General features: G+C 73.6%; 30 protein-coding genes. 6 read left to right on the top strand and 24 right to left on the bottom strand.

The window, feature by feature from the left end; all coding sequences use genetic code 11:
- Nucleotides 1-19: 19 nt before the first annotated feature.
- Nucleotides 20-1,174 (top strand): ADP-ribosylglycohydrolase family protein, encoded by a 1,155-nt coding sequence (locus J1M44_RS07155; RefSeq protein WP_144824274.1) that lies wholly within the window; start codon nt 20-22, stop codon nt 1,172-1,174.
- 5 nt (nt 1,175-1,179) lie between these two features.
- On the opposite strand, the gene J1M44_RS07150 is transcribed toward J1M44_RS07155, so the two are convergent.
- The 7 genes from J1M44_RS07150 to clpS are packed head-to-tail and all read right to left on the bottom strand — an operon-like array spanning nt 1,180 to nt 6,677.
- A complete protein-coding gene (locus tag J1M44_RS07150) occupies nt 1,180-2,325 on the bottom strand; it encodes an exonuclease domain-containing protein (protein ID WP_144824273.1) in 1,146 nt (381 codons plus the stop codon).
- Nucleotides 2,322-3,014 (bottom strand): non-canonical purine NTP pyrophosphatase, encoded by a 693-nt coding sequence (locus J1M44_RS07145; RefSeq protein WP_126860763.1) that lies wholly within the window; start codon nt 3,012-3,014, stop codon nt 2,322-2,324. Before J1M44_RS07145 ends, J1M44_RS07150 begins: the two co-directional genes overlap by 4 nt.
- Nucleotides 3,011-3,775, bottom strand: a complete 765-nt coding sequence (gene rph / locus J1M44_RS07140; RefSeq protein WP_144824272.1) for a ribonuclease PH — start codon at nt 3,773-3,775, stop codon at nt 3,011-3,013. Before rph ends, J1M44_RS07145 begins: the two co-directional genes overlap by 4 nt.
- A 22-nt stretch (nt 3,776-3,797) precedes the next feature.
- Nucleotides 3,798-4,613 (bottom strand): MBL fold metallo-hydrolase, encoded by an 816-nt coding sequence (locus J1M44_RS07135; protein WP_144824271.1) that lies wholly within the window; start codon nt 4,611-4,613, stop codon nt 3,798-3,800.
- A complete protein-coding gene (gene murI, locus J1M44_RS07130) occupies nt 4,610-5,542 on the bottom strand; it encodes a glutamate racemase (RefSeq protein ID WP_144824270.1) in 933 nt (310 codons plus the stop codon). Before murI ends, J1M44_RS07135 begins: the two co-directional genes overlap by 4 nt.
- Entirely contained in the window at nt 5,539-6,306 is a 768-nt protein-coding gene (locus J1M44_RS07125) for a DUF2017 family protein (protein WP_002857234.1), read from the bottom strand. Before J1M44_RS07125 ends, murI begins: the two co-directional genes overlap by 4 nt.
- A gap of 8 nt (nt 6,307-6,314) precedes the next feature.
- Nucleotides 6,315-6,677 carry an ATP-dependent Clp protease adapter ClpS gene (gene clpS / locus J1M44_RS07120; RefSeq protein WP_002857236.1) on the bottom strand — a complete coding sequence of 121 codons (363 nt, stop codon included), beginning with the start codon at nt 6,675-6,677 and terminating at the stop codon, nt 6,315-6,317.
- Between the two features lie 64 nt (nt 6,678-6,741).
- Between clpS and J1M44_RS07115 the strand changes: the two genes are divergently transcribed.
- The 3 genes from J1M44_RS07115 (at nt 6,742) to J1M44_RS07105 (ending at nt 9,392) form a co-directional block, all read left to right on the top strand.
- A complete protein-coding gene (locus J1M44_RS07115; protein ID WP_206480798.1) occupies nt 6,742-8,094 on the top strand; it encodes a nicotinate phosphoribosyltransferase in 1,353 nt (450 codons plus the stop codon).
- 3 nt (nt 8,095-8,097) lie between these two features.
- Nucleotides 8,098-8,781: an isochorismatase family protein gene (locus tag J1M44_RS07110; RefSeq protein ID WP_060774586.1), complete on the top strand. Its 684-nt coding sequence runs from the start codon at nt 8,098-8,100 to the stop codon at nt 8,779-8,781.
- A gap of 149 nt (nt 8,782-8,930) precedes the next feature.
- On the top strand, nt 8,931-9,392 hold the full coding sequence (locus tag J1M44_RS07105; protein WP_060774587.1) for a GNAT family N-acetyltransferase: 462 nt from the start codon (nt 8,931-8,933) through the stop codon (nt 9,390-9,392).
- 38 nt (nt 9,393-9,430) lie between these two features.
- On the opposite strand, the gene J1M44_RS07100 is transcribed toward J1M44_RS07105, so the two are convergent.
- The 5 genes from J1M44_RS07100 to J1M44_RS07080 all read right to left on the bottom strand — a co-directional run bounded on the left by J1M44_RS07100 (nt 9,431) and on the right by J1M44_RS07080 (nt 15,049).
- Nucleotides 9,431-11,251, bottom strand: coding sequence for a DEAD/DEAH box helicase (locus tag J1M44_RS07100; RefSeq protein WP_081091236.1), 1,821 nt, complete (start codon nt 11,249-11,251; stop codon nt 9,431-9,433).
- Complete coding sequence (locus J1M44_RS07095; protein ID WP_010079007.1) at nt 11,244-11,588, bottom strand: DUF3039 domain-containing protein; 345 nt, start codon at nt 11,586-11,588, stop codon at nt 11,244-11,246. The genes J1M44_RS07100 and J1M44_RS07095 overlap by 8 nt, the downstream gene beginning before the upstream one ends.
- Nucleotides 11,589-11,611: 23 nt before the next feature.
- Entirely contained in the window at nt 11,612-13,213 is a 1,602-nt protein-coding gene (locus tag J1M44_RS07090) for a Tat (twin-arginine translocation) pathway signal sequence (RefSeq protein WP_144824268.1), read from the bottom strand.
- Complete coding sequence (locus J1M44_RS07085) at nt 13,204-14,028, bottom strand: ABC transporter ATP-binding protein (protein ID WP_144824267.1); 825 nt, start codon at nt 14,026-14,028, stop codon at nt 13,204-13,206. Before J1M44_RS07085 ends, J1M44_RS07090 begins: the two co-directional genes overlap by 10 nt.
- A gap of 64 nt (nt 14,029-14,092) precedes the next feature.
- Complete coding sequence (locus tag J1M44_RS07080; protein ID WP_248072618.1) at nt 14,093-15,049, bottom strand: co-chaperone YbbN; 957 nt, start codon at nt 15,047-15,049, stop codon at nt 14,093-14,095.
- A 125-nt stretch (nt 15,050-15,174) separates the two neighbouring features.
- Here J1M44_RS07080 and J1M44_RS07075 point away from each other — a divergent pair, with 125 nt between their 5' ends.
- On the top strand, nt 15,175-16,488 hold the full coding sequence (locus tag J1M44_RS07075; protein WP_098471460.1) for an AI-2E family transporter: 1,314 nt from the start codon (nt 15,175-15,177) through the stop codon (nt 16,486-16,488).
- 34 nt (nt 16,489-16,522) lie between these two features.
- On the opposite strand, the gene J1M44_RS07070 is transcribed toward J1M44_RS07075, so the two are convergent.
- Entirely contained in the window at nt 16,523-16,882 is a 360-nt protein-coding gene (locus J1M44_RS07070) for a hypothetical protein (RefSeq protein ID WP_049161478.1), read from the bottom strand.
- A 52-nt stretch (nt 16,883-16,934) separates the two neighbouring features.
- Between J1M44_RS07070 and nucS the strand changes: the two genes are divergently transcribed.
- Entirely contained in the window at nt 16,935-17,630 is a 696-nt protein-coding gene (gene nucS / locus J1M44_RS07065; RefSeq protein WP_002857250.1) for an endonuclease NucS, read from the top strand.
- A 14-nt stretch (nt 17,631-17,644) separates the two neighbouring features.
- Here nucS and J1M44_RS07060 read toward each other — a convergent pair whose 3' ends face one another.
- From J1M44_RS07060 to J1M44_RS07010, 11 genes are all read right to left on the bottom strand, one after another.
- The gene (locus tag J1M44_RS07060; protein WP_098471459.1) at nt 17,645-18,046 is read right to left on the bottom strand and encodes a DUF2550 family protein; all 402 of its coding nucleotides are present in this window, start codon (nt 18,044-18,046) and stop codon (nt 17,645-17,647) included.
- Between the two features lie 22 nt (nt 18,047-18,068).
- Complete coding sequence (locus J1M44_RS07055) at nt 18,069-18,344, bottom strand: F0F1 ATP synthase subunit epsilon (protein WP_002857254.1); 276 nt, start codon at nt 18,342-18,344, stop codon at nt 18,069-18,071.
- Between the two features lie 6 nt (nt 18,345-18,350).
- Nucleotides 18,351-19,808: a F0F1 ATP synthase subunit beta gene (gene atpD, locus J1M44_RS07050; RefSeq protein WP_002857256.1), complete on the bottom strand. Its 1,458-nt coding sequence runs from the start codon at nt 19,806-19,808 to the stop codon at nt 18,351-18,353.
- A gap of 53 nt (nt 19,809-19,861) precedes the next feature.
- Nucleotides 19,862-20,755, bottom strand: a complete 894-nt coding sequence (locus J1M44_RS07045) for a F0F1 ATP synthase subunit gamma (protein ID WP_144824265.1) — start codon at nt 20,753-20,755, stop codon at nt 19,862-19,864.
- Between the two features lie 83 nt (nt 20,756-20,838).
- Nucleotides 20,839-22,473, bottom strand: coding sequence for a F0F1 ATP synthase subunit alpha (gene atpA, locus J1M44_RS07040; protein ID WP_036334989.1), 1,635 nt, complete (start codon nt 22,471-22,473; stop codon nt 20,839-20,841).
- A gap of 90 nt (nt 22,474-22,563) precedes the next feature.
- The gene (locus tag J1M44_RS07035; protein ID WP_241252871.1) at nt 22,564-23,376 is read right to left on the bottom strand and encodes a F0F1 ATP synthase subunit delta; all 813 of its coding nucleotides are present in this window, start codon (nt 23,374-23,376) and stop codon (nt 22,564-22,566) included.
- Nucleotides 23,376-23,930, bottom strand: a complete 555-nt coding sequence (locus J1M44_RS07030) for a F0F1 ATP synthase subunit B (RefSeq protein ID WP_002857262.1) — start codon at nt 23,928-23,930, stop codon at nt 23,376-23,378. Before J1M44_RS07030 ends, J1M44_RS07035 begins: the two co-directional genes overlap by 1 nt.
- An 84-nt stretch (nt 23,931-24,014) precedes the next feature.
- Entirely contained in the window at nt 24,015-24,230 is a 216-nt protein-coding gene (locus J1M44_RS07025; protein WP_002857264.1) for an ATP synthase subunit C, read from the bottom strand.
- 150 nt (nt 24,231-24,380) lie between these two features.
- On the bottom strand, nt 24,381-25,181 hold the full coding sequence (gene atpB / locus J1M44_RS07020) for a F0F1 ATP synthase subunit A (protein ID WP_002857266.1): 801 nt from the start codon (nt 25,179-25,181) through the stop codon (nt 24,381-24,383).
- 231 nt (nt 25,182-25,412) lie between these two features.
- Nucleotides 25,413-25,847, bottom strand: a complete 435-nt coding sequence (locus J1M44_RS07015; RefSeq protein WP_002857267.1) for a hypothetical protein — start codon at nt 25,845-25,847, stop codon at nt 25,413-25,415.
- Nucleotides 25,844-26,983 carry an MraY family glycosyltransferase gene (locus tag J1M44_RS07010; protein ID WP_144824263.1) on the bottom strand — a complete coding sequence of 380 codons (1,140 nt, stop codon included), beginning with the start codon at nt 26,981-26,983 and terminating at the stop codon, nt 25,844-25,846. Before J1M44_RS07010 ends, J1M44_RS07015 begins: the two co-directional genes overlap by 4 nt.
- Nucleotides 26,984-26,986: the final 3 nt, after the last annotated feature.

The following is a 26,986-nucleotide window of genomic DNA, read 5'->3' as shown; positions in this document are numbered from 1 at the left end:
CGGCTCGTACGATGGCGACATGTCCGCCACCGCGCCCGATCCCACCGCCTCCTCGTCCACGCCCCTGCCCGGCCCCGAGCACGCCGACCGGGTCCTGGCCCTCCTCGCGGCCGGTGCCGCCGGGGACGCGCTGGGCGGCGTCGTCGAGTTCACCCCCGCGTCGGGGATCGCGGCGGTGCACGGCCCCGCCGGCGTCACCGACGCCGCGGACCTGCTCGCCCAGGAGGGCGCCCACGCCCTGCCGATCACCGACGACACGCAGCTGACGCTGTACGTGCTCGACGGCCTGCTCGAGTGGATCGAGTGGCAGAACGACGGCGTCCCGGCCGATCCCGCCGCGTGCGTGTGGCTCGCGTGCCTGCGCTGGTTCGCCACGCAGGACGGCGCGCTGCCCGAGGGCGCTCCCCCGGCCCCGCCCCGCTGGATCGACGCGCACGCGGAGCTGAAGGTGCGCCGCGCGCCGGGCACCGCGTGCCTGAGCGGGCTCGCCGAACCGGGGATGGGCCTGCCGGGCGACCCGCACAACCCGGGCTCGAAGGGCTGCGGGACGGTCATGCGCTCGGCCCCGTACGGGATGGTGCCGGGTCTCGAGGACCCGCACGTCGTGTCCCTCGCCCGCCAGGGGGCCGTCCTCACGCACGGCCACCCCACCGCGTGGGTCGCGGCGGCCGCGTACGCCCTCGTCATCGCGACCCTGCTGCGCGGCCTGGACCTGGCCGCCGCGGTCGCGCACGCCCGCGCGTGGCTCGACAGCCTGGGCGAGGAGGCCGAGGAGACCCGCGCCGCCGTCGCCGCGGCGGTCGACCTGGCCGGCACCGTCGACGCCGACCCCGGCGCCCCCGGCGCCCTCCCCACCGCGCTGGGCGAGGGCTGGGTCGCGGAGGAGGCCCTGGCCATCGCGCTGTATGCCGCGCTCACCGCGGAGGCGGCGCACCCGGCCGATCCGGCGGCGGCGCTCGCCCTGGCGCTGCGGATCGGCGTGAACCACGACGGCGACTCCGACTCCACGGCCTCACTGGCCGGGCAGGTGCTCGGCGCGGCGCACGGCACCGCCGTGTTCGGCGCGCACGACCCCGCGGACCGCGCCGCGGCCGAGGCCTCCGTCCCGGGGTGGATCGCCGAGCGCGAGGTCGTCCTGGAGGCCGCCCGGCGCTGGAGCGCCGCGACCACCTGAGCGGTTCAGCGCGCGGCGACCGGCCAGTTCCCGTCGAGCATCTGCAGGAACTCCCCCTCGGAGACCAGGGCGATGGCCTGCCCACGCTCCCGCCGGCGCAGGGCGTCCCGCGTCTTGCGGTGCGCCAGCGCCGTAGTCACGGCCTGCGGTGCCCCGTCCTCGGCGCGCGGGCGGTGCAGGTCCGCGGCCTCGAAGCCGTCCCCCACGACGAGCATCGTGGTGGCCGCGCCCACCCGGTTCGCGGTCTGCGCGCCGTGCGCGGCCGCGCGCGTCTTGGCACTCTGACGCGACATGCCGATGCCGCCCGTGAACACCACGGTCTGGCCGAACAGGGGGTGGCCCGGGTCGGCGGCCGGGTTCGGAAGCGGATTGACGCCCTCATCCGGCCAGCGCATGAAGTCGGGCATGGCGCGTTCGTCCCGCAGCGGGACCCGCGCGTCGAAGACGCCCTCGGTGCGCCGGGCCTGGCGGGTGACCTTCGACTCGGCGCCCGATCCCGCCGCCTTGGGGGCGAGGACGCTGACGCTCAGCCCCTGGGCCCGCATCAGGCGGTCGACGCCGCGGCCGGCCGGCGCGTCGGTCAGCCCCGGCAGGACCTCCGCGTCGGCCGGCGGCGCCCCCAGCACGCGCCGGCCGATGTCCACGAGGATGGCCGCGCAGGCCTCGGCGTCGGCCAGTGCGTCGTGGTGGCGTCCCGGGGTGAAGCCGGCCTCGCGCGCCGCGGAGGGCAGGGCGTACGAGGGCAGGTCGTAGACCCGGCGCGCCAGCACCAGGGTGCACACGAACTCCAGGCCCGGCACGTCCCGGCCGGAGACCTCGAGGCCGGACTCGATGACGCCGACGTCGAAGCCCGCGTTGTGCGCCGCGAGCACGTCCGTCCCCACGAAGTCCGCGAGCTCGTCGTACACCTGCGCGAACCGGGGGGCGGCCAGGACGCGGTCCTCGGTGATGCCGTGGATGCGCACGTTGCGGGGATCGAACCGGTCGAAGCCCACGGGCGGACGGATCAGCCACTCGGCACGGTCCACCATGACCCCGTCCCGCACCCGCACGGCGCCCACGGCACACGGCGAGCCGCGGAAGCCGTTGGCGGTCTCGAAGTCGATCGCGGTGAAGTCCAGCCCCGGCACGGGGGCGCGCCCGCCGCTCACGGGCGCGCGTCGAGCGCGTCCACCAGGTAGGGCAGCAGGGCGCGGAAGGCGTGCCCCCGGTGGCTGATCGCGTTCTTGTCCTCGGGGCTCAGCTGCGCGGTGGACACGTCCCGGCCCTCGGGGCGCAGGATCGGGTCGTAGCCGAAGCCGCCGTCCCCCACGGGCTCGCGCAGCAGCGTGCCGGGCAGGCGGCCGTGCTCGACGTGCTCGACGTGGATGGCCCGGGTGCCCGCCGCGTCCGGGCCGCTGGGGACCGCGAGCGCGGCGGCGCACACGAACTGGGCACCCCGATGCTCGTCCGGCACGTCGGCCAGCTGGGCCAGCAGCAGCTCGAGGTTGGCACGGTCGTCCCCGTGGCGCCCGGCCCAGCGGGCCGAGAAGATCCCGGGGGCGCCGTGCAGCACGTCCACGGCCAGACCGGAGTCGTCCGCGACGGCGATCAGCCCGGTGTGCGCGGCCACGGCGCGGGCCTTCTTCAGCGCGTTCTGGGCGAACGTGACGCCGTCCTCGACGACGTCCGGGGCGCCCACGGCGCCCGCGTCCACCACCGCGGTCTCCACGTCGAGGCCGGGCACGGCGCCGGCGAGCAGCTGCCGCAGCTCGCGCACCTTGCCCGCGTTGTGCGTGGCGAGCACGATGCGGGCGCCCTCCGGCGCACCCGACGACGAGGAGGCGGCCGGCCCGCTCACGCCCGGTCCTCCGTGGCGGCGGCCAGGGTCTCGGCCTGGATGCGGGCCAGCTCGCCCGTGCCGATCAGGGCCAGGTCCAGCAGGGTGTCCAGCTCGGCGCGGGTGAACGGCGCGCCCTCGGCGGTGCCCTGCACCTCCACGAACTCCCCGGCGCCGGTGACGACCACGTTCATGTCCGTCTCCGCCTTCACGTCCTCCACGTATGGCAGGTCGAGGACGGGCACCCCGTCCACGATGCCCACGGACACCGCGGCGACGGAGTCCTTGAGGACGGCGGCGCCCGTGGCGAGGATCCCCTCGCGCCGCGCCCAGGCCACCGCCTCGGCGAGGGCGACGTAGGCGCCCGTGATGGCGGCGGTGCGGGTGCCGCCGTCGGCGTCGAGGACGTCGCAGTCCAGGACGATGGTGTTCTCCCCCAGGGCGGACAGGTCGATGACGGCACGCAGGGACCGGCCGATCAGGCGGGAGATCTCGTGGGTGCGCCCGCCGATCCGGCCCTTGACGGACTCACGCTGGCTGCGCTCGTTGGTGGCCCGCGGGAGCATCGCGTACTCGGCGGTGACCCAGCCGGTCCCCTCGCCCTTGAGCCAGCGCGGCACGCCCTCGGTGAAGGAGGCGGTGCACAGCACGCGGGTGTTCCCGAACTCGATCAGGGCCGAGCCCTCCGCCTGCCGGGACCAGCCCCGGGTGATGGTGATGGGGCGCAGCTCGTCGACGGCGCGGCCGTCCGGGCGGGGGGCGGTGGTGGCGGGAGAGCTCATGGCCTCCAGTCTAGGCACGCCCTCAGACGCCGTAGCTCAGCCCCGAGACGGCGACGGCCAGCGGGCCATCGTACACCGCGCGGGCCTCCTGGACGGCGCGCTGCGGATCGTTCCACACCGGCAGGTGCGTGAGCAGCAGCTTCCGGGCCCCGGCCTGCGCCGCCGTCTCGCCGGCCCGCCGGCCGGTCAGGTGGACGCCGTCGATGCCGTCGTCCCGGCCCTCGTGGAAGGCCGCCTCGCACAGGAACATGTCCGCGTCCCGCGCGGCCTCGACGAGCCCCTCGCACGCGTCGGTGTCCCCGGAGTAGGTGAGCACGCGGGTGGTGAGGCCGCCGTCGTCGTCGACGCGGTCCACCTCGACCCGGATCGCGTAGGCCTCGTCGATGGGGTGGCGCACGGAGACCGGGGTGAACCGGAACGGACCCAGCCGCTCGGTGCGGCCGGCACTCCAGCACCGGAACTCGAAGTCCTGGTGCATCCCCGGCTCGGGGTCCATCCCGTACGCCTCGGCGATGCGGTCGGCGGTGCCGGCGGGTCCGTAGACGGGCAGCCGGCCGCGGCCCCAGCCGGCCGGGTTCCAGCGGATGGCCACGTGCATCCCGCACAGGTCCATGAAGTGGTCCGGGTGCAGGTGGGAGAGCAGGATGCCGTCCAGGTCCTCGAGATCGACGTAGCGCTGCAGCACGCCGAGGGCGCCGTTGCCGAGGTCCAGCAGGATCCGCCACGTGCGCGGGGTGACGCCGTCCTCGGCCACGCCCTCGGCGGTCAGGAGGTAGCACGAGGCGGGCGAGCCCGGGCCGGGGAAGGACCCGGAGGCCCCGATGATGGTCAGCTTCACGTCACACCCTCCTGCTCGGCACCCAGCCGCACGGAGGCCGTCGAGCGCGTCGGGACCGGCGCGGCCGCGGGGCGGGGCGCGCCGATCGTCTCCAGGCGTCGCACGGACTCGACCTCGGGTCCGAGGAAGCGGCGCGCGAGGGCCTGGAAGTGGTCGGGGTCGCCGGTGGCGGCGAAGCGGTGGCGGGTGGCCTGGCCGGAGCCCGCCGCCGAGTGGGGGTGCTCGAGGCCGAGGCGGACCAGTTCCCGGTAGAGGTCCTTGGCGGTCTCCTCCGCGGAGGAGACGAGCGTGACGTCCTCCCCCATCACGAGCGAGAGCGCGCCGGTCAGCAGCGGGTAGTGGGTGCATCCCAGCACGAGGGTGTCCACGCCCGCCGCACGCAGCGGGGCCGTGTACTCCCGGGCGGTCTCCAGCAGTTCGGGGCCGGTGGTGATGCCGGCCTCCACGAACTCCACGAACCGCGGGCACGCGACCGAGGTGATCTCGAGGTGCGGGGCGGCCGAGAACGAGTCCTCGTAGGCGCGGGACCCGACGGTCGCCTCGGTCCCGATCACGCCGATCCGGCCCGTGCGGGTGGCGGCCACGGCGCGGCGCACGGCGGGCTGGATCACCTCGATCACGGGGATGCCGTGGCCTCCCGTGTAGCGCTCGCGGGCGTCGCGCAGCACGGCGGCCGACGCGGAGTTGCACGCGATCACGAGCGCCTTGACGCCGCGCGCGACGAGCTCGTCCATGATCGCCAGGGCCAGGGCCCGCACCTCGGCGATGGGCCGCGGGCCGTACGGCGAGTGCTCCGTGTCGCCCACGTAGAGGATGGACTCGTGGGGCAGCTGGTCCATGATCGCCCGGGCCACGGTCAGCCCGCCCACGCCCGAGTCGAACACGCCGATCGGCGCGGCGGCGTCCACGACGGTGCGCCGGCCGATCACTGCTCGTCCTCCGCGTCCCCGGCGCCCGGCGCAGACTCGTCCGATCCCTCGGGCAGCTCGCTGAGCATCTCCGTCATGAGCGTCTCCAGCAGCCACGAGGTGAAGTTGTAGAGCAGGGCCATGGTGGACTCCACGTCCTCCGCGCTGCGCCAGTCGTCCACGGCGTGCACGCGGGCGGCGTCCTCCTCGGTCTCGACGCCCAGGCGGGCGGCGAGGACGAGGCGCACGTCGTTGAGCGCGCGGCCGAAGGCCGGCGCCTGGTCGTGCGGCACCTCCACGCGCGTCGAGCGCAGCAGCTCGAGTGCCAGGCGCGCGTCCGCGAGCTTGCCCTCGGACAGGGCGTCCTCGGTCAGGGCCCGGTGGGCGCCCTGCTCGGCGGCGCCGGCCTGGGGCATCGCATCCGGCAGCAGGCGGGCGACGGCCGGGTCGGCGGGGGCCGAGCGCTGCGGCTCCGGGCCCTGGCTCAGGTGCAGGCCGGAGACCAGCCCCCAGAACGCGGCGTCGGACGCGTCCAGTCCGGCCACGGGGCCCGCGTCCTCCGCGGCGGACGCGGAGGGCGGCGCCGCCGGGATGTCCTCGGGCGTGTCGACGCCGTCGTCGGCGGCCACGGCCCCGGTGGGGTCTGCCTCGGCGGGGCGCACGTCCGCGCGTCGGCCCTCGAGCAGGGCGACGACGTCCCTGACCAGCCCGCGCAGCAGGCGCACCTCCGGCAGCTCCAGCTGCGCCGTGTACCCCCGCCGCGTCCAGCGGAACCGCTCTGCCATGCCCCTCCTCAGTCCTCCGCCTGCTCCAGCGTGGCCCACAGCCCGTAGCCGTGCATCGCGCCCACGTGCAGCTCGGCCTTCTCCTTGGTGCCCGTCGCCACCACGGACCGGCCCCGCTCGTGGACCTCGAGCATGAGCCGCTGCGCCTTGGCCGCGGAGTAGCCGAAGTGGGTGCGGAACACGTAGGCGACGTAGCTCATCAGGTTCACCGGGTCGTTCCACACCACCACGTTCCACGGCCGGTCCCGGGCCGTGTCCTCGTGCGGCCGCTCCAGCAGGGCGGTGTCGGTGGCGCCGGCGGGGACGGACTCGCCCGGCGCCGGACGCACGGCGCGCGGCGCGGACGGATCGTGGCGGGTCAGCACGGACATGCGCCCCAGTGTACGAGGCGGGCGGGCCAGGACCGGCCCCGCGACGGTCCACTAGGGTGGGCGCGTGAGCCAGAACCCCGTGCCCAGCGCCCCGCGGACCGCCGACGACTGGCAGATCCCCACGGCGCTGATGACCGACCACTACGAGCTGACCATGCTCCAGGCCGCGCTGAAGGCCGGCACCGCGCACCGCCGCTCCCGCTTCGAGCTGTTCACCCGATGCCTGCCCAGCGGCCGCCGCTACGGCGTGGTGGCCGGCGTGGGCCGCGCGCTGGAGGGCCTGTCCCGCTTCCGGTTCGACACGCCCGAGCTCGACTTCCTCGCGGACACCACCGCCCTCGACGACGCCACGCTGGCCTGGCTCGCCGACTTCGAGTTCACGGGCGACATCGTGGGCTACGCCGAGGGTGAGGCCTACTTCCCGCACTCCCCCCTCCTGCAGGTGGAGTCGACCTTCGCCGAGGCGTGCATCCTGGAGACCTACCTGCTCTCCATCTACAACTACGACTCCGCCGTGGCCTCCGCCGCCTCCCGCATGACGGCGGTCGCGGACGGCCGCCCGTGCGCCGAGATGGGCTCGCGCCGCACGCACGAGGAGTCCGCCGTGGCCGCGGCCCGCGCCGCGGCCATCGCGGGCTTCACCGCGACCTCGAACCTCGAGGCGGGCCGCCGGTACGGCATCCCGACCGTCGGCACCGCCGCCCACTCCTTCACCCTGCTGCACGACACGGAGCGCGCCGCCTTCGAGGCCCAGGTCGCCGCGCTCGGAGCGGACACCACCCTCCTCGTGGACACCTATGACGTGGAGCAGGGCGTGCGCACCGCGGTCGACGTGGCCGGCCCGGCCCTGCGGAACGTCCGGGTCGACTCCGGCGACCTCGTGATCCAAGCTCACCGCGTGCGCGAGCTGCTCGACGAGCTGGGCAACACCGAGACCGGGATCATGGTCACCTCGGACCTGGACGAGTACGCGATCGCCGCCCTGCGCTCCGCCCCCGTCAGCTCGTACGGCGTGGGCACGCGCCTGGTCACCGGATCCGGCGCGCCCACCGCCTCCATGGTCTACAAGCTCGTGGCCCGCCAGGACGACGACGGCACGTGGGTGGACGTGGCCAAGGCCAGTTCCGGCAAGGCCAGCCGGGGCGGCCGCAAGGAAGCCGCGCGCCGCCGCGACCGGCGGGGCCGGGCCACCGCCGAGGTGATCGGCGTCAACCGCGGCGCCGCGCCCGACGCCGACGACCGTCCCCTGCTGCATCGTTTCGTGCACGCCGGCGAGCTGGCCGAGGGCTGGACCGGCCCCGAGGCCGTGACCCGCGCCGCCGAGCGGCACGCCGCCTCCCTGCGCGAGCTGCCCGCCTCGGTGGGCCGCCTGCAGCCGGGCGATCCCGCCATCCCGACCATCTTCCTGGAGGACTGACCCGTGGAGAACCTGAACCGCGCCCTCGTGATCGTGGACGTGCAGAACGACTTCTGCGAGGGCGGCGCCCTCGGCGTGACCGGCGGAGCCGCCGTCGCGGCCGGGGTCAGCGAGCACCTGGCCGAGCACGCGGACGCCTACGCGGCCGTGGCCGCCACGCGCGACTGGCACGTCGACCCGGGCACGCACTTCGCCGCGGCCACCGGCGCTGAGCCGGACTTCCGCACCACCTGGCCGGTGCACTGCGTGGCCGGCACCACCGGCGCCGAGCTGCACCCCGACCTGGACGTCGAGCACCTCGACGCCGAGTTCCTCAAGGGCCTGCACACGGACGCCTACTCCGGCTTCGACGGCGCCCTCGGCGAGCCCGACGCCGTCCCCACCGGGGCCGCGGGCGAGCGCCCCTCCGGGACCGTCGGCCCGTATGGGGCCACCGCCGTGGCCGCGGCCGCCGTCGAGTCCGGCGCCCCCGGCCTCGACGAGTGGCTCCGTGAGCAGGGCGTGGACGCGATCACCGTGGTGGGCATCGCGACGGATCACTGCGTGCGCGCCACCGTGCTCGATGCCCTCGACGCCGGCTACGAGGTCACGGTGCTGACCGACCTGGTGGCCGGCGTCGACGAGGCGGCCGCCCAGGCCGCGCTCCACGAGATGGAGGCCGCCGGGGCCATCCTGGCGACCTCGTGAGCGGGTTCGGCCCCGAGCGGCGCCCGCGTCGCCTCTGAGGCGCCGCACGTCGGGACAGTGACGAAAGTCACGACGTGCGGCATGATGGGGGCACGCGGCCCCGGCGGGCGTGCCGGAGCCGGTGCCCGACGCAGAGGAGGAGAGCAGCCATGACCGACTCCCCCATCGCCGCAGACCGGGACGGCATCCGCTACCTCTCCGGCGCCATCCCGGCCGCCGACGACGTCCGCGCCCTCTACGACTCCGTCTCCTGGTCCGCCTACACGGCGGACATGGACACGCTCATGGGCGGGCTGCAGGGCTCGGCCACCGTGGTGACCGCCTTCGACGGCGGCCGTCTCGTCGGTCTGGCCCGCGTGGTCTCCGACGGCCACACCATCGCCTACCTGCAGGACATCCTCGTGGATCCGGGGCACCAGCGCCGCGGCATCGCCTCCGAGCTGCTGCGCCGCGTCTTCGCCCGGTTCGGCCACGTGCGTCAGCACGTGCTGCTCACGGACACCGAGGAGCGCCAGCGCGCCTTCTACGAGGCCCATGGATTCCGCGAGTCCCGTGACGTGGAGGGCGACGAGCTGCGCGCCTTCGTGCGCTTCCAGTCCCGGGACGGCTGACCCCGGCGCGCGGGCGCCCGCGGCGCTCCCGACGGATCTCAGGTCCGGCCGACGAACCACCCGCGCAGGGTGCTCAGCCGCTTCTCCAGCTGCTCGCGGGAGGCCTGGGCCACGGCGGGGCCGCCGGAGATCTCCCGCAGGCGGTTGTGGATCACCCCGTGCGGCTGGCCGGAACGGGCCGCCCAGGCGGACACCGTCTTCGACAGCTCGGAGCGCAGCTCCTTCATCCGCCGGTGGTCCACGACGTCGGCGGGCTCGGCCGCCTGCGCACGCGGCCGGCGCTGGATCTGCTCGGCCTGCCGCTGCCGCAGCAGGGCGGAGACCTGCTCGGCGTCCAGCAGGCCCGGGATGCCAAGGAAGTCCTGCTCCTCCTCCGAGCCGACGGCGCCGCCGAGGCCGAACTCGCCGCCGTCGAAGAGCACCTTGTCGAAGCTGGCCCGGGACTCGAGGGCCTCGAACTTCTCCCGCGTCAGCGCGTCCGAACCGCTCTCGGCCCGGTTGGCCTCCGCGATGAGGTCCTCCTCGGGGGCGTCCTCGAGGTCCTCGACCTCGACGGCGCCCTCCTTGCGGTCCAGCGCGTGGTCCCGCTCGAGCTCCATCTCGTTGGCCAGCAGCATGAGCGCGGGCACGGACGGCAGGAACACCGAGGCGGTCTCCCCACGCCGGCGGGAGCGCACGAAGCGGCCCACGGCCTGGGCGAAGAACAGGGGCGTGGACGTGGACGTGGCGTACACGCCCACGCACAGGCGGGGCACGTCCACGCCCTCGGACACCATGCGCACCGCCACCATCCACCGCTCGTCCGACGCGGCGAACTCCTCGATGCGATCCGAGGCGCCCTTGTCGTCCGAGAGGATCACGGCCGGCCGCTGGCCGGTCAGCGCCTCGAGCTGCGCGGCGTACGCGCGCGCGTCCTGGTGGTCCGTGGCGATCACGAGGCCGCCGGCGTCGGGCACGTTGCGGCGCACCTCGCTGAGCCGCCGGTCGGCCGCGCGCAGCACGGACGGGATCCATTCGCCCGCCGGGTCCAGCGCGGTGCGCCAGGCGGAGGCGGTGATGTCCTTCGTGGCGGCCTCGCCGAGCTGAGCCTCCATGACCTCGCCGGTGGAGGTCTTCCACCGCATCTGCCCGGAGTAGGCCATGAAGATCACCGGGCGCACCACGTGGTCCCGCAGCGCCGGGCCGTAGCCGTACGTGTAGTCCGCCTTCGACCGCTCGATGCCGTCCGCACCGAGTTCGTAGCGGACGAAGGGGATGGAGGCGGTGTCCGAGCGGAACGGGGTGCCGGTCAGGGACAGACGCCGCGTGGCCGGCTCGAACGCCTCACGGATGCCCTCGCCCCAGCTCAGGGCGTCGCCGCCGTGGTGGATCTCGTCCAGGATCACCAGCGTCTTGGCGGCCTCGGTGCGGTTGCGGTGCAGGACGGGCTTGTTCGCCACCTGGGCGTACGTCAGCGCCACCCCGCGGTACTCGGCGCCGTGCCGCCCGTCGGCGTTCTTGAAGTTCGGGTCGATGGCGATGCCGACGCGCGCGGCGTTGTCCGCCCACTGGCGCTTGAGGTGGTCCGTGGGCGCGACGACGGTCAGCCGCTGCACGACGCCGGAGTCCAGGAGGATCTTGGCTACGCGCAGCGCGAACGTCGTCTTGCCCGCGCCGGGGGTCGCGACCGCCAGGAAGTCTTGCGGGGCGGTCTCGAGATAGCGCTCCAGCGCCTCCTGCTGCCACTGGCGCAGCTTGGGGGCCGTCCCCCACGCCGCGCGCTCGGGCATGGCGGGGGGAAGGTCCTCGCCGATGTGGAACAGGTCGTGCTGGACGCTGCCGTCCGGGATGCCGCTCGTCAGGGAGCGGCCGTCAGCCACGGCCGCGGCCTCCGAACCAGCCGCCGCGCTTGCCGCCACCGTCGCCGTCGCCGCCGTCCTGCGGCTCGCGCAGACCCTCGTAGATCTCCTTGCACGTGGGGCACACGGGGAACTTGTTGGGGTCCCGGCCCGGCACCCACACCTTGCCGCACAGGGCGATCACGGGGGCGCCGGTGACGGCGGACTCCGTGATCTTCTCCTTGCGGACGTAGTGGGCGAAGCGCTCGTGGTCGCCCGGCTCGATCTCCTGGCGCAGCTCCTCACGCTCGAGGACGGACGTGCCGCCGCCGGCGGGCGCGAAGGGGTCGTTCAGGTCGGGTTCGCCGGTCACACTCATGCGGGCCAGTCTAGCCGCGCCCCTCAGAAGGCGGCCACGGCCTGGTAGGTCTCGGCCTGCGCGCGGTCGTACCAGCGCGCCCCCAGGCGCACACCCAGCCACAGCGCGACGGCACCCCACGCGAGCCCGAGCGCCACCGTCACCCAGCCCCACACGGCGGCCCCGGTGACGAGCCGGAGGACGAAGGGCACCAGGAACGGCACCGCGAGCGCCAGGCTCACCAGCATCGCGGCGCCCTGGACGAGCATCGTGCGCATGGCCGCGCCCTGCGGTGTCTTGAACGGGCTGTCCCCCGGCTTCGGAACCGGGTAGACGAAGCGGGCGGAGAGGAAGGCGGACAGCCCGGCGGTCGTCCCGAACAGGCCGAGGGCCAGGCCCAGCATCGGCGCCAGGAGGGACCAGTCCCCCGCCGCCGCCACCGTCGCCGTCGTCACGAGGAGGATCATCGGCACGCCCCAGCCCGCCAGGCCCAGGACGCGGCCCCAGCGGTCGTCCACGCCCCGCACGCCCGAGACGACGTGCAGGTGGAACGCCGTGTGGTCGTAGGCGATGTCCGCGGAGATCGAGTAGGCCAGGGACCAGGCGGTCATCGGCCCGAGGACCAGCAGCAGGCCCAGTCCGGGACCCCCCTCCGTGGCCATGCCCCCGGTGAACCACAGCAGGATGGCCGTGAGCGGGATGATGACGAGCCCGGCCGCGTACCGCGGGTCGGCCAGCCAGTAGCGCTGGGCGCGGGCCGCGATCGCGGTGCGCGGGCCCGTGGCCGGCCGGCCCAGCCAGCGCAGCGGCGTCGGGTCCGCTCCCGCGGCGACGCGGCGGGACCGGCCGCCGCCCGCGGCCACCGGCTCCACGGTGCGGCGCACGGCCAGGTGCCACAGGGCCAGGGCGGCCAGGCACCAGGCGGCCGCCACCGCGAGGTGGAGCGCGACGGCGGCGCCGCGGCCCTCGGCGGCCGCCCACGCCGCGGCGGGGCCCGCCCCGAACGGGGTCCACACCGCGCCGCGGGCGACCTGGGGCGCAATGCCCAGGAAGTCCTCGAACGACGCGATGGCCCGCGAGAGGGCGACGCCGCCGAGCATGAGCGGGATGAACAGCAGGACGGAGACGACGTCCCGCACCCGGCGCCGGCTCGCGTAGGCGGCCAGGAGGCCGGCGAGGCCGGAGCCGCTCGCCACGGCGGTCACCGCGGTGAGCGCACCCCCGGCCAGGCCCGCCGCCAGCACGGCCGGCCGGTCCCACCAGCTGGCCCCCAGGCCCAGCAGCACGGCCAGCGTGGCGAGCCCGACCGGCGTCGTGAAGGCGCTCAGGACCAGCCCGGCGATGAGGGTGCGGGCCGGGACGGGGAAGAGCACGAAGCTGTGCGGGTCGAGCGTGGCGTCCACGCCCGTGACGAACGGCGGGAGGATGAGCCAGCCGAGCACCACGACGGCGGCGACCAGCACGGTCGTGGCGCCGCGGGCCTCGACCGGCAGGGCGGGCAGGCCCGTGACCAGCAGCGTCACCGCCACGGCGGCCATGCCGAGCACGTACAGCGCGCCGACCACGCTCATCACCAGGGTGAACGGGGACCGGCGCCACTGGTTCAGGGTCAGCGTCCAGCGCAGTCGGACGAGCGTCAGAGCCATGCCAGCCCCTCCGAGCCGTGGCGGCCGCCGACGAGGTCCACGAAACGGTCCTCGAGGTCGCGCCCGTCCCGGACCTCCTCGAGCGTGCCGGCGGCCCGCAGCGTCCCGGCCGCGATCACGGCGACGTGGGTGCACATGCGCTGGACGAGGTCCATCACGTGGCTCGAGACGATCACGGTGCCGCCCCGCTCCACGTACGAGTGCAGGATGTCCCGGATGTTCGCGGCGGAGACCGGGTCCACGGCCTCGAACGGCTCGTCCAGGACGAGCAGGTCCGGGGCGTGGACCATGGCGGCCGCCAGGGACACCTTCTTGGTCATGCCGGCGGAGTAGTCGGCGACGAGCGTGCGGCCGGCGTCCTCCAGGTCCATCACCCGCAGCAGGTCCGCGGTCCGCTCGGCCACGGTGTCCGCGTCGAGGCCATGCAGCAGCCCGGCGTAGGTCACGAGCTGCGCGCCCGTGAGTCGGTCGAAGGTGCGCACGCCGTCGGCGAGCACGCCGACCCGCCGCTTGGCCTCGAGGGGCTGCTCCCACACGTCGACGCCGTGGATCCAGGCACGGCCGTGGTCCGGGCGCAGCAGCCCGGTGGCCATCGACAGGGCCGTGGTCTTGCCCGCCCCGTTGGGCCCGACCACCCCGAAGAACGAGCCGGCCGGGACGTCCAGGTCCAGCGTGTCCAGCGCCAGCTTGTCCCCGAACCGCTGGGTCAGCCCGCGCGTGACGAGGGCGAGGTCCGGATCGGGGGTGTCGGCCGCACGCCGACGGGCGGCGGCCGCCAGGTGGGCGGGGACAGGCTCGGGCGCATGGGGAGTCATGCCTGGGACGTTACCCACCGTCAGGCGGACACGGCGTCCTCCTCAGGGATGAACCGTGGATCCCTCAGAACAGCGCTGCGGCCAGCCGGCGCCGCGAGGCCTGCACGCGGGGGTCGTCCGTGCCCACCACGGTGTAGAGGTCCACGAGGTGGGCGCGCGCCGTCTCACGGTCGTCGCCGGGGTGGAGGGCGATGAACCGCACGAGCCGGTCGAAGGCGTCCTCCACGTGGCCGCCGAGCACGTCCAGGTCGGCGACGGCGAGCTGGGCGGCGACGTCGTCCGGGCCGTCCGCGGCGGCCGCGCGCACCGCCGCGGCGTCGGCGTCGCGGGTGCGCAGCATGAGGCGGGCCGCGGACAGGCCCTGCTGGGCCACGGCGTCCGCGGGGCTGTCGGCCAGCGCCGCCTCCCACGCCGAGACAGCCCCGGGCAGGTCGTCGGCGGCGAGGGCCTCGTGGGCGGCCCGGTGCAGCGGCGGCACGGGCGGAGCCTCCGCGGCCGCGGCGCCGGCGTCCTGGCGCGCCGGGGCGACCGCGGGCACGGTGCCGGCGACGCCGTTCTGACGGGCCACCTCGAGGATCTCCCCCATGAGCTGGCGCAGCGTCTCCTCCGGCACCTCCTGATTGACCAGCGGCACCGGCTGCCCCGCCACCACGGCCATGACCGCGGGGCCGGCCCCCAGACCCAGCGCCTGCAGCACTGCGGGCTCCTTCGCCACGTCCAGACGCGCGAGCACGAGCCGTCCCGCCTGGGCGTCGACCGCGTCCGCGAACTGTCGGTAGAGCGCCTCGCTCGCCGCGTCCCCGGGCACATGCAGGTGCAGCAGCACCGGCACCTGGGCGGAGAGCTGGACCAGCTGCTGCAGCAGACCCTGGTCGGCGTCCGCGATGACCCACGAGCCGCCGCCGGCGCCGGCGTCGGTCCCCGGCACGGTCCGCCCGGCCGGGGCCGGGGTGCCGAGCGAGGACAGGTCGACGGCGCCGCGCAGGTGGGACGGGGCGTCGGAGGGGGGCTGGGCGGTCACGTCGGTCACGATCCTTCCGGTCCGGGTCCGCCCCGTCGTCGGGGCGAGGGGCGTTGTCGCTGGGCCCCACGGTAGCCGCCCGGGGGCGGCGCGGTCAGGCCGGGGCCCTGACGTACGCTGAGCGCGTGGAGGAGAAGGAGACCGCATCCGGCCCGGACACCGCAGGCGTCCGCGCCTCAGCCGAGCCCGAGGGCGCCGAGCAGCCGCCCGTGGCCGGCATCCCCGCGCAGCCGGTCGAGGTGGCCGCCGCGCCGCCGTCGCACGGGCCGACGCCCGCCGGTCGTCGTCGACTGCTCCGCCTGGGCTCCGTCCTGCGGCGGCGCCGCCCCTTCCTCGCGGAGGACCGGGTGGACCCCGAGCCGACCCCCGCCGACGGCGCCGAGGATCGGGCGGTCGCGGCCGTGGCCGTCGAGTCCCCCGTGCTGACCGGCTTCCTGCTCGCGGTGGGCGTGGCCCTGGCCATCGGCGTCGTCTCGGTGCTGCGCACGAACGGGCAGCTGATCGTGTGGATCGCCGCGGCCCTGTTCATCGCCCTGGGCCTGGACCCACTGGTGCGCCGGGTCGAGTCATGGGGCGCGCCCCGCTGGGTCGGCGTGCTCACGGCCGCGCTCGGCCTGGCCGCCGTGGCCGGGGCGTTCGTCGCCCTGCTGGTCCCCACGGTGATCGAGCAGTCCACGCAGCTGGTCCAGGACCTGCCGGCCATCATCGACGGGGTGATGAGGGCCGAGTGGTTCGTGCAGCTCGACGAGGAGTTCCACCTCCAGGAGGCCGTCCGCGCCCAGACCGAGCGCCTCGCCGCCGACGGCGCCGCCGTCACCGACCTGTTCGGCGGGCTCCTCGGCTTCGGCCAGACCGTGCTGAACGCCGTCTTCTCGGTGCTCGTGGTGGTCGTGCTGACGCTGTACTTCCTGTCCTCCCTGCCGCACATGAAGTACTGGGCCTACCGGCTCGCACCGCGCTCGCGCCGGCCGCGCATCGAGGCGCTGTCCGAGCAGATCACCTCCTCGGTCGGCCACTACGTGATGGGCCAGTCCTTCGTGGCCGCCCTCAACGGCGCGGTGGCGTTCACGGCGCTGGCCATCGCCGGCGCCCCCTTCGCCGTCCTGCTCGCCGCGATCGCCGCCTTCATGGCCTTCATCCCGCTGGTGGGCGCCGCGATCGGCGGCACGCTGCTGACCCTCGTGAGCCTGCTGACCTCGTGGCAGACCGCCGCCGTGTTCGCGGCCATCTACTTCGTCTACCTGCAGATCGAGGCCTACGTCATCTCGCCGCGCGTCATGGCGCGCGCGGTGTCCGTGCCGGCGGCCGTGGCCGTGATCGCGGTGATCGCCGGAGGCGCGCTGCTGGGCGTCCTCGGCGCCCTCATGGCGATCCCGCTCGCCGCCGCGCTGGCGCTGGTGGTCCGCGAGGTCTTCATCCCCCGCCAGGACGCCCGGTAGGCCCACGACGGCGGCGCGGCCCGGACCGTCGCGGTCAGCGGCCCGGTCGGGTGCGCCAGCACACCGGGTGCCAGTGCCGCCGGTCCGCCCCCGCGTCCTCGTCCCCCATGATCCAGTCGGCGCGCCAGGCCACGAGGTGCGCCTGGCCCTGCCGGATCACCCGGCCGCAGCCGGGGCACGTGTAGTCCTTGACCGCGCGCCACGCGGGGATCTGCCGGACGTGCCATCCGCCGTCGGACCCGGACTGGCGCGAGTAGCCCGCGTCCAGGCCGAGGAGCTCCTCGAGCGGGTCGGCGCGCCCCGGCGACGGCCGGGACCGCCGGGAGGCGCCGGAGGCCCCGCGCTCGCTCCGCCGAGGCGCGGACGAGCGGCGGGGGCGGTTCGAACGGGGCATGCCTCCATGCTGGCACACGAGCCGGTGGGCGCGGTCCGCCTAGGATGGACCGGTGCGACTCGTCATTGCCCGCTGCTCCGTGACCTATGAGGGCCGCCTCAACGCCCACCTGCCCACCGCCACCCGTCTGCTCATGGTGAAGGCGGACGGCTCAGTGCTGGTGCACTCCGACGGCGGCTCCTACAAGCCCCTCAACTGGATGTCGCCGCCCGCGACCCTGCACGTGGAGGAGCCCTCCCCCGACCAGGCCGACCAGGGAGTGACGCAGGTCTGGCGCGTGCAGGCCAAGAAGTCCGACGACCGGCTCATCGTGCTCATCGAGGAGGTCCTGGCGGACGACTCCCACGAGCTCGGCGTGGATCCCGGCCTCGTCAAGGACGGCGTGGAGGCGGATCTGCAGCGTCTGCTGGCCGAGCAGATCAGCCTGCTCGGCGACGGCCACACCCTCGTGCGCCGCGAGTACATGACGGCGATCGGCCCCGTGGACATCCTGGCCCGCGACGCCGACGGCGGCACCGTGGCGGTCGAGCTCAAGCGCCGCGGGGACATCGACGGGGTCGAGCAGCTCACCCGCTACCTCGAGCTGATGAACCGGGACCCGCTCCTGGCGCCCGTGCGCGGCGTGTTCGCGGCCCAGCAGATCAAGCCCCAGGCCCGCACCCTCGCCGAGGACCGCGGCATCCGCTGCGTCACCCTCGACTACGACGCGATGCGCGGCGTCGACGACGCCGAGTCCCGCCTGTTCTGAGGCGCCGGGCGGGCTCAGCGGCGCCAGAAGGACGACGCCGCGGACGGCCCCGCCTCGCTCCAGGCGCGCAGGGCACCGGCGTCGTCGGGGTCGACGACGACGCGCACCGGACGTGCGCCGGCGCTCAGCTCCAGGACGGTCCGGCCGGCCTCGTCCGCCGGGAGGCGGTCGATCTGCAGGCGGCTCCGGTCCCCGCTCCAGCGCTCCCGGGAGAGGCGCCAGCGCCCGGTGAGGCGCAGACGGGACTCGTCGTACAGGCCGATCACACGCTCACGCCCCGGGCCCTCCCGCTCCAGGACCGCCGGGAAGGCGGCCGTGACACGGGCGAGGGCCCGGCGCCGCATCACCAGGGCGAGTGTCGACAGCACGATGACTGCCACCACGGTCGCCGAGGCGATGAGCACCGGGCCCTCCACCGTCAGGTCCTGCCGCGCCGCGTCAGGCCGCCGCGGCGTCGCCCAGCCGGGCGGACGTCGCGGCGATCACGACACGGTCGTGGTCCACGGAGAAGAAGCCGCCGTGGGCCTGCGCGGTGACGGTGCCGCCGTCCGTGGTGCGCACCACGACCTCGCCGTCGCCGAGGACGGCGAGCATCGGGGTGTGGCCCGGGAGGATGCCGATCTCACCGTTGACGGTGCGCGCCGACACGGCCGACGCGGCGCCCGACCAGATGGACCGCTCCTCGGAGACGATCTCGACGTTGAGCTCAGCCATGATCGATCAGCCCTCGGCCTGGATCTTGGCCCACTCGCGCTCGACGTCGTCCAGGCCGCCCACGTTGTAGAAGGCCTGCTCCGCGACGTGGTCCAGGTCGCCGTCGGCGATGGCCTTGAAGCCCTCGACGGTGTCCTTGACCGGCACGGTGGAGCCCTCGACGCCGGTGAACTGCTTGGCGGTGTAGGTGTTCTGCGAGAGGAACTGCTCGATCTTGCGGGCGCGGCCCACGGTGATCTTGTCCTCCTCGGAGAGCTCGTCCACGCCGAGGATCGCGATGATGTCCTGCAGCTCCTTGTTCTTCTGCAGGATCTGCTTCACGCGGATGGCCACGTCGTAGTGGTCCTGGCCCACGTACTGCGGGTCGAGGATGCGCGACGTCGAGGCCAGCGGGTCCACGGCCGGGTACAGGCCACGGGACGCGAGGTCACGGGTCAGGTTGGTGGTCGCGTCCAGGTGCGCGAACACGTTGGCCGGGGCCGGGTCGGTGTAGTCGTCCGCGGGGACGTACACGGCCTGCATCGAGGTGATGGAGTGGCCGCGGGTCGAGGTGATGCGCTCCTGGAGCACGCCCATCTCGTCCGCCAGGTTCGGCTGGTAGCCCACGGCGGAGGGCATGCGGCCCAGCAGCGTGGAGACCTCGGAACCGGCCTGCGAGAAGCGGAAGATGTTGTCGATGAACAGCAGCACGTCCTGGTTCTGCACATCGCGGAAGTACTCCGCCATGGTCAGCGCGGACAGGGCCACGCGCAGACGCGTGCCCGGCGGCTCGTCCATCTGGCCGAACACGAGGGCGGTGTCCTTCAGGACGTCCGCCTCGTCCATCTCGACCCAGAGGTCGTTGCCCTCACGGGTGCGCTCGCCGACGCCGGCGAACACGGAGGTGCCGCCGAAGTTGCGGGCCACACGGGTGATCATCTCCTGGATGAGCACGGTCTTGCCCACGCCGGCGCCGCCGAACAGGCCGATCTTGCCGCCCTTGATGTAGGGGGTCAGCAGGTCGATGACCTTGATGCCGGTCTCCAGCATCTCGGTGGAGCCCTCGAGGGAGGCGAAGTTCGGCGCCGGGCGGTGGATCGGCCAGCGGTCCTCGGCCTGCAGCTGCGAGGACGGCATGTCCAGGGTCTCGCCGAGCACGTTGAAGATGTGGCCCTTCACGGCGTCGCCGACCGGCACCGAGATGGGGGCGCCGGTGTCCACGACGTCGGTGCCGCGCACCAGGCCGTCGGTGGACTGCAGGGAGATGGCACGGACCATGTTGTCGCCGAGGTGCTGGGCGACCTCGAAGGTGACCGTGCGGCGCTGGCCGTTGAGGTCGATCTCAGTGGTCAGCGCGTTGTAGATCTCCGGCATCGCGTTGGCCGGGAACTCGGCGTCGATCACGGGGCCGATGACGCGGGACACGCGTCCGGTGGCACCGCCGGTGGGGGTCCCGGTGCCCTGGTCAGTGATGGTGGCAGTCATCTCTCTCACTTCTATCGTGTGTGGATGGCGAGTCTGGTGAGTCCCGAACGGGCTCAGGAGTTGTTGAGCGCGTCCGCGCCCGCGATGAGCTCGGTGAGCTCCTGGGTGATCTCGGCCTGACGGGCGTTGTTCATCAGGAGCGTGTAGTCCTTGATGAGGCTCGTGGCGTTGTCGCCCGCCGACTTCATGGCGCGCTGACGGTTGGCGAGCTCCGAGGCCGCCGACTGCAGCATCGCGTTGAAGATGCGCGACTCGATGTACTTGGGCAGCAGCGCGTCGAGGACCTCCTCCGCGTCCGGCTCGTACTCGTAGAGCGGCAGCACCTCCTCGGCGGTGGCGGCCTCCTCCTCGACGACCTCGAGGGGCAGCAGGCGCACCACGTGGGGGTTCTGCTTCACGAGCGAGACGAACTCGGTGAACACGACGTGGATCTCGTCCACGCCGCCGTCCGCCGTGTCCGTGAGGAACGCGTCCACGAGCACCTCGCCGATCTCGGCGGCACGCTCGGCGACGGGGGCGTCCGTCTGACCGGTCCACAGCTTCTTGTAGCCGCGGCCGCGGAAGTCGAAGTACGTCTGCGCCTTGCGGCCGACGACGTACACGTCCACGTCCTTGCCCTCCTCGCCGAGGCGGGTGAGGAGCTGCTCGGCCTTGCGCAGCACGTTCGCGGAGTACGCGCCGGCGAGGCCGCGGTCCGAGGACATGATGAGCACGGCCGCCCGGGTCGGGTTCTCGGGCTCCGTGGTGAGGACATGATCGATGTCGTGCTGGCTCGACACGGCCGAGACGGCGCGGGTGATCGCGTTCGCGTAGGGCAGCGACGCGCTGACGCGCTCACGTGCCTTGGTGATGCGGGACGTGGCGATCAGCTCCATCGCCTTGAAGATCTTCTTCATCGACGACGTCGACGCGATCTTCTGACGGTAGACCCGGATCTGGGCTCCCATGGTGGTCCTTTCCCTGGCGGGAGGGCGGCCCGGCGTCGTCCCCGTGGGGTCCGACGCCGGACCGCTCCCTCACCGACCGGCGGTCAGCGCTTCTGCTTGGTGATCTGCTCCTGCGCGACCTGGTCCTGCTCGATCGCGCGGTGCTCCTCGTGGCCGGCCTGCACGCCGCCGTCCTCGGAGGACTGGAAGCCCTTGGAGAACTCGGCGACGGCCGACTCGAGCGCGGACACGGTGCCGTCCTCGAGCTTGCCGGTGGAGGCGATGTCGGTCAGGACGGAGGTGTGGCGACGCAGGTGGTCGATGAACTCGCGCTCGAAGCGCAGCACGTCCTGCACCGGCACCTCGTCGAGGTGGCCCTTGGAGCCGGCCCAGATGGACACGACCTGCTCCTCGACCGGGTAGGGCGAGTACTGCGGCTGCTTGAGCAGCTCCATGAGGCGCTCACCGCGGGCGAGCTGGCGGCGGGTGGCCGGGTCCAGGTCCGAGGCGAACATGGAGAACGCCTGCTGGTCGCGGTACTGCGCCAGGTCCAGCTTCAGCGTGCCGGAGACCTTCTTCATGGCCTTGACCTGGGCGGCGCCGCCCACGCGGGACACCGAGATGCCCACGTCCACGGCGGGACGCTGGTTGGCGTTGAACAGGTCCGACTGCAGGAAGATCTGGCCGTCGGTGATGGAGATGACGTTGGTCGGGATGTAGGCCGACACGTCGTTCGCCTTGGTCTCGATGATCGGCAGGCCGGTCATGGAGCCCGCGCCCATCTCGTCCGAGAGCTTGGCGCAGCGCTCGAGGAGCCGGGAGTGCAGGTAGAAGACGTCGCCCGGGTAGGCCTCGCGGCCCGGCGGGCGGCGCAGCAGCAGGGAGACGGCACGGTAGGCCTCGGCCTGCTTCGACAGGTCGTCGAAGATGATCAGCACGTGCTTGCCGCCGTACATCCAGTGCTGGCCGATGGCCGAGCCGGCGTAGGGGGCGAGGTACTTGAAGCCGGCCGGGTCGGACGCCGGGGAGGCCACGATGGTGGTGTACTCCAGGGCGCCGTGCTCCTCCAGCGTGGCGCGGACGCCGGCGATGGTGGAGGCCTTCTGGCCCACGGCCACGTAGACGCAGCGGACCTGCTTCTCGACGTCGCCCGACTCCCAGTTGGCCTTCTGATTGAGGATCGTGTCGACGGCGATCGCGGTCTTGCCGGTCTGGCGGTCACCGATGATCAGCTGACGCTGGCCACGGCCGATCGGGATCATGGCGTCGATGGCCTTCATGCCGGTCTGCAGCGGCTCGTGGACCGACTTGCGCTCGGTCACGGTCGGCGCCTGCAGCTCGAGGGCACGGCGGCCCTCGGCCTCGATCGGGCCCAGGTCGTCGATGGGCTGGCCCAGCGGGTCCACCACGCGGCCCAGGAAGGCGTCGCCCACCGGGACGGAGAGGATCTCGCCGGTGCGCTGCACCTCCATGCCCTCGCGGATCTCCTGGAACTCGCCGAGGACGACGACACCGATCTCGCGGGTGTCGAGGTTCTGGGCCAGGCCCTGGATGCCGTTCTCGAAGCGCAGCAGCTCGTTCGCCATGACGGAGGGCAGACCCTCCACACGAGCGATGCCGTCCGCCGCGGAGATGACACGGCCGACCTCGGTGCGATCGGTGCCCGACGGTTCGTACGATGCCGCGAAATCGTTCAAGGCATTGCGGACATCGTCAGCGTTGATGGTCAATTCGGCCATCTGCAGTCCCTGCTCTCTGTGCTTGGTGATCATCGACGTGACGATGATGCTTACGTTCGTGGGTGTTCCGGATGCGGGCGGGAGCCGGCCTCAGCCGGCCATCCGCCGCTGGAGGTCGTGGAGGCGCGAGGCCATGGACCCGTCGACGACGTCGTCGCCGACCTGGACGCGGATGCCACCCACCACGTGGGGGTCCACCGTCACGTCCATGACGAGATCGCGGCCGAAGGCGCGGCGCAGGCCCAAGGCCAGCCGCTCCTGCTGCTCGGCCTCGAGCGGCCGGGCCACGGTCACCTCGGCGATCCACTGGCGCTGCCGCTCGACGACGACGTCCGCGGCCTTGCGGATGGCGGCGGACGGCTTCAGGCCGCGCGGAGCCGCGACGGCGCGCTCGACCAGCAGTCGGCCGGCCGGGCTGGCCGACTCGCCCAGGAGACGGCCGGCCAGAGCGGCCCGCGCCTCGAGGGGTGCGTGCTGATCGGTGAGCGCCCGCTGCACCTCGTGCGAGTCCTCCACCGTGCGGTTGAAGGCCAGCAGCTCGCCCGAGAGGGCAGCCAGGCCCGCGTGTCCGCCGCGTGCGGCCTCCGCGGCGGCCGCGTGCGCGGCCACCGTCTCGAGGGCGTCCCCGAGATCGCGCTCCGCCGACCAGCGGCGGCCGGCCAGGTCCTTGAGGACCTGCAGTGCACCGGGGGTCACCCGGGCGCCGAACAGCGAGTCGACGAGGCCGTGACGGCGCTCGGTGGTCCAGGCGGGGTCGGTCAGGGCGCGGCGCAGGGCGCCGTGCTCGTCCACCACGTCCAGCGCGCCGAACAGCTCGCGTGCCAGGGCCACGCCGCCCTCGTCCAGCACCGGACCGACGGCCTCCAGGGAGGCGGCCAGGGAGTCCCTCGATGCGCCCGTCATCATTCGGCGACACCTGCGCTCTGGTGACGGTCCAGGTCAGCCAGGAAGCGGTCGACCACGCGCTGCGAGCGGGCGTCGTCCTCGAGGGACTCGCCCACGATCTTGCCGGCCAGGGTCGTGGCCAGCGAGCCGACCTCGCCCTTGAGCTGCGCGGCGGCCTGCTGACGCTCGGCGGCGATCTGCGCCTGCGCCTGCTCGGAGATGCGCGTCGCCTCGGCGGTCGCGCGCTCGCGCGCCTCGGCCACGATCTCGGCGGCCTCGGTGCGGGCATCCTCGCGGATGCGGTTCGCCTCGGTGCGGGCGTCCGCCAGCTGCGACTCGTAGTCCGCCATCATCGCGTTCGCCTCGGCCTGGGCCTTCTCAGCCTTGGCCAGACCGCCCTCGATCGCCTCGACACGGTCCTGGTAGGACTTCTCGAGGGTCGGGACGATGAACTTGATGACGATGAACATGAGCAGGGCGAAGCCCACCACGACGACGAGGATCTCCCACGGGTTGGGGATCAGGGGGTTGGCCCCCTCAGCCGCCGCGAGGATCAGTCCGTTGCTGATCATGTTTCAACCATCCTTCGGTCAAGAGTCCTGTGGAGAGGGAGCACCGACGGTCTCACCGTGCGGGCGCTCCGTGGACGCGGCGCGTCAGGCGCCGATGACGAAGGCGAAGACGAGGCCCAGGATGGCGAGGGCCTCGGCGAGCGCGAAGCCCAGGAGGGCGATCGGCTGCAGGATGCGCTGGGCCTCCGGCTGACGGGCGACGCCGTTGATGTAGGCGGCGAAGATCAGGCCCACGCCGATGGCGGAGCCGATGGCGGCGAGGCCGTAGCCGATCATGTTGAGCGAACCGTGCAGTTCCATGGTGTTCCTTTCACGAGGCCGAGGTGTCCGGCCGGGTTGTGGAGGGTCGGCCTCCCGGGTGGTCCTCCTGCGGAGGGCCGGGAAGACTGGTGGCGGGCTCTCCCGCCGTACCGCGGCCGCCTGGGTCGTGCCCGAGGCGGCCCCGGAAGATCAGTGGTCGTTCGCGTCGATCGCGCCCTGGATGTAGATCGCGGTCAGCAGCGTGAAGACGAAGGCCTGCAGGTACATGATCAGCAGCTCGAGGAAGTACAGGGCCACCGAGCCGAGGATGACCAGGATGCCGGTGCCCTGCAGGGCCAGGCTGCCGGTCTGCGTGATCAGGTAGGCGGCGCCGGCGCCGGCGAGCATCACGATCATGTGGCCGGAGAGCATGGTGGCCATCAGACGCAGGGAGTGGGTCAGGGGGCGCACGATGAAGTTGGAGATGATCTCCAGCGGCACGAGCAGCGGCAGGATCCAGCCGGGCACACCGGAGGGCACGACGGCCAGCTTCAGGTAGCGCACGCCGTGGCGCTTGATGCCGACGCCGATCCAGATCGCGTAGACGATGAGGGCCAGGCCGTAGGCGGCGCCCGCGTGGGAGAAGGTCGGCAGCTGCAGCACCGGGATGGCGCCGAACAGGTTGTTCAGCAGCACGAAGAAGAAGATGGCGAAGAGCAGCGGGACCCACTGCTTGAAGTTCTTCTCGCCCAGGATGTCCTTCGCGATGTCGTTCCGGACGAAGGAGTAGCCGGACTCGGCGAGCCACTGGGCCTTGCCGGGCACGAGCCGGGGACGGCGCATGGCCCACGCGAAGAAGGCGGTGATGAGCACCACGGAGAGCAGGACGAGCAGCATCTGCTTGCCGAAGCCGGTGCCGTACTCCGCACCCCAGGGGAAGATCTCCGGGAGGTGACCATCAGAGATGGTGGGGGGCACGAATGATGCGTTGGCCAGCACGAGGGTCAGCACGCGGTTCCTCTCCGAAGTGATGCAGTCGACGGGACCGCAGCCTCGTCCCCGGACCACAGGCGGGCGCCGCGACATTGCGGGGGTACCGGTGCGATGCGAGACACGGATGGCGGCAGATGGGCGCCGTCGAAGTGTTCGCCGCCAACGATACCAAACGGTGACCCGTGCTCCGTACCGCAGAAGGGGCCCACGGCATGGCCCGCGGCTCCGTGTCTTCGCCCCTCGGACGGGTCAATCGGCGTAGATCCCGCGGCGGGTCCGGGCGAAGACGAGGACCTCCGCGGCCTGCCAGACGAGGATCGTCACGAGGGCGGCGATCGCCGCCGCGTCCGGCCGGACCCAGTCGGGGCGGGGCAGGACCCCCAGCAGCACCGCGAACACCGCGATCTTGAGCACGAACAGCCCCACGCTGACCGGCAGCGCCGCCTCGCGCGCCCGGTCCCAGACGAGTGCCGTCGTCACCCCGGTGAGCGCCGAGAGCGCGAGCACCGCGCCGCCGCCCAGCAGGGCGCTCCCGGCCGCCTCCCCGCCGGCGGAGAGCAGCCACGCGGCGCACGTGATGGCCAGGGCAGCCCCCGCCGCGGCCAGGGACCACCCGAGGATCCCCCACCAGCCACGGCGGTTCTCCCAGCGGCGCCGGCGTCGGCGACCTCCCGCCCCGGTCACGCGTCCCCCCGCTCGTCCGGGTGGGCCGCGGCGTCGTTCCGGACCGCGCGACGGCGCTCCACGATCGGATGCAGGGTGAGGTAGCCGGCTCCGGCCAGGGCCACGGCGAGCACGGGCAGGACGATCATGTGGTCCACGAAGTTCAGGGACACCGCGCCCCAGGCCACGAGGAACGCCCAGAGCCAGAGCAGCGCGACGGCCTGCGCCTGGGTGTAGCCGCCGTCCACGAGCTTGTGGTGCAGGTGCCCGCGGTCCGCCGAGAAGGGGCTGGTGCCCTTGGCCGTCCGCCGCAGCACGGCCAGGGCGAGGTCCGCGAGCGGCAGTGCGAGGACGGCGACGGGCAGCAGGATCGGCATGTAGGCGGGGACGTTGCGGAAGCGCATCCCGTCCAGGGCGTTCACGTCCGCGGTCACGGCGACCGCGGCCGCGGCCATCAGCAGGCCGATGATCATGGCCCCCACCTCGCCCATGAAGATGCGGGCCGGGGCCAGGTTCCACGGCAGGAAGCCCACGCACGCGCCGACGAGCAGGGCCATGAGCAGGGTGGCGAGGTTGGCGTAGTCGAACTGGTTGATGGTCCGCGTCAGCAGATACGAGTAGACGAAGAAGGCCGAGCCGCCGATCAGCGCGACGCCCGCCGCCAGGCCGTCCAGACCGTCCACGAAGTTGATCGCGTTCATCGTCAGCACCACGGCGAACACCGTGAGGATGACCTGCGTGGTCTCGTTCCCCACCGGGACCCAGCCCACCGGCATCGCCTCGATGCGGATCCCGCCCAGGGCCACCGCGAGTCCGGCCAGCACCTGGCCGGCCATCTTCACCCACCAGCGCAGGTCCCACATGTCGTCGGCGATGCCCACGACGAGCACGACGGCGACGGCGACCAAGAGCCCGCGCATCGCGGCGTCGTCCGCGTAGATCCCCTGGAGGAACGGCACGACTCCCCCGACGGCGAATCCCACCAGCACGGCCGCGGCCATGGCCACGCCGCCCAGCTTCGGCACGGGGTGCCGGTGCACGTCCCGCTGGCGCAGCGGGGTGAACACGCGCGCACGCAGCCCCAGCCGGCGCATGAGGGGCGTCAGGGCCCCGCAGGCGACGGCCGTGACCACGACCAGGACGAGATACGCGCGCATGGG

Source organism: Micrococcus sp. KRD128, assembly GCF_017168395.1.
Classification (GTDB): domain Bacteria; phylum Actinomycetota; class Actinomycetes; order Actinomycetales; family Micrococcaceae; genus Micrococcus; species Micrococcus luteus.
The sequence above is the reverse complement of the archived record's forward strand: the minus strand, read 5'-3'. Positions and strand labels throughout refer to the sequence as shown.

Coding starts and splice junctions, on each gene's coding strand:
- J1M44_RS07155 (WP_144824274.1), top strand. CDS start 20: ATGTCCGCCACCGCGCCCGATCCCACCGCCTCCTCGTCCACGCCCCTG.
- rph (WP_144824272.1), bottom strand. CDS start 3,775: ATGAGCTCTCCCGCCACCACCGCCCCCCGCCCGGACGGCCGCGCCGTC.
- J1M44_RS07125 (WP_002857234.1), bottom strand. CDS start 6,306: ATGGCAGAGCGGTTCCGCTGGACGCGGCGGGGGTACACGGCGCAGCTG.
- clpS (WP_002857236.1), bottom strand. CDS start 6,677: ATGTCCGTGCTGACCCGCCACGATCCGTCCGCGCCGCGCGCCGTGCGT.
- J1M44_RS07105 (WP_060774587.1), top strand. CDS start 8,931: ATGACCGACTCCCCCATCGCCGCAGACCGGGACGGCATCCGCTACCTC.
- J1M44_RS07095 (WP_010079007.1), bottom strand. CDS start 11,588: ATGAGTGTGACCGGCGAACCCGACCTGAACGACCCCTTCGCGCCCGCC.
- J1M44_RS07090 (WP_144824268.1), bottom strand. CDS start 13,213: ATGGCTCTGACGCTCGTCCGACTGCGCTGGACGCTGACCCTGAACCAG.
- J1M44_RS07085 (WP_144824267.1), bottom strand. CDS start 14,028: ATGACTCCCCATGCGCCCGAGCCTGTCCCCGCCCACCTGGCGGCCGCC.
- J1M44_RS07070 (WP_049161478.1), bottom strand. CDS start 16,882: ATGCCCCGTTCGAACCGCCCCCGCCGCTCGTCCGCGCCTCGGCGGAGC.
- J1M44_RS07055 (WP_002857254.1), bottom strand. CDS start 18,344: ATGGCTGAGCTCAACGTCGAGATCGTCTCCGAGGAGCGGTCCATCTGG.
- atpD (WP_002857256.1), bottom strand. CDS start 19,808: ATGACTGCCACCATCACTGACCAGGGCACCGGGACCCCCACCGGCGGT.
- J1M44_RS07045 (WP_144824265.1), bottom strand. CDS start 20,755: ATGGGAGCCCAGATCCGGGTCTACCGTCAGAAGATCGCGTCGACGTCG.
- atpA (WP_036334989.1), bottom strand. CDS start 22,473: ATGGCCGAATTGACCATCAACGCTGACGATGTCCGCAATGCCTTGAAC.
- J1M44_RS07035 (WP_241252871.1), bottom strand. CDS start 23,376: ATGACGGGCGCATCGAGGGACTCCCTGGCCGCCTCCCTGGAGGCCGTC.
- J1M44_RS07030 (WP_002857262.1), bottom strand. CDS start 23,930: ATGATCAGCAACGGACTGATCCTCGCGGCGGCTGAGGGGGCCAACCCC.
- J1M44_RS07025 (WP_002857264.1), bottom strand. CDS start 24,230: ATGGAACTGCACGGTTCGCTCAACATGATCGGCTACGGCCTCGCCGCC.
- J1M44_RS07010 (WP_144824263.1), bottom strand. CDS start 26,983: ATGCGCGCGTATCTCGTCCTGGTCGTGGTCACGGCCGTCGCCTGCGGG.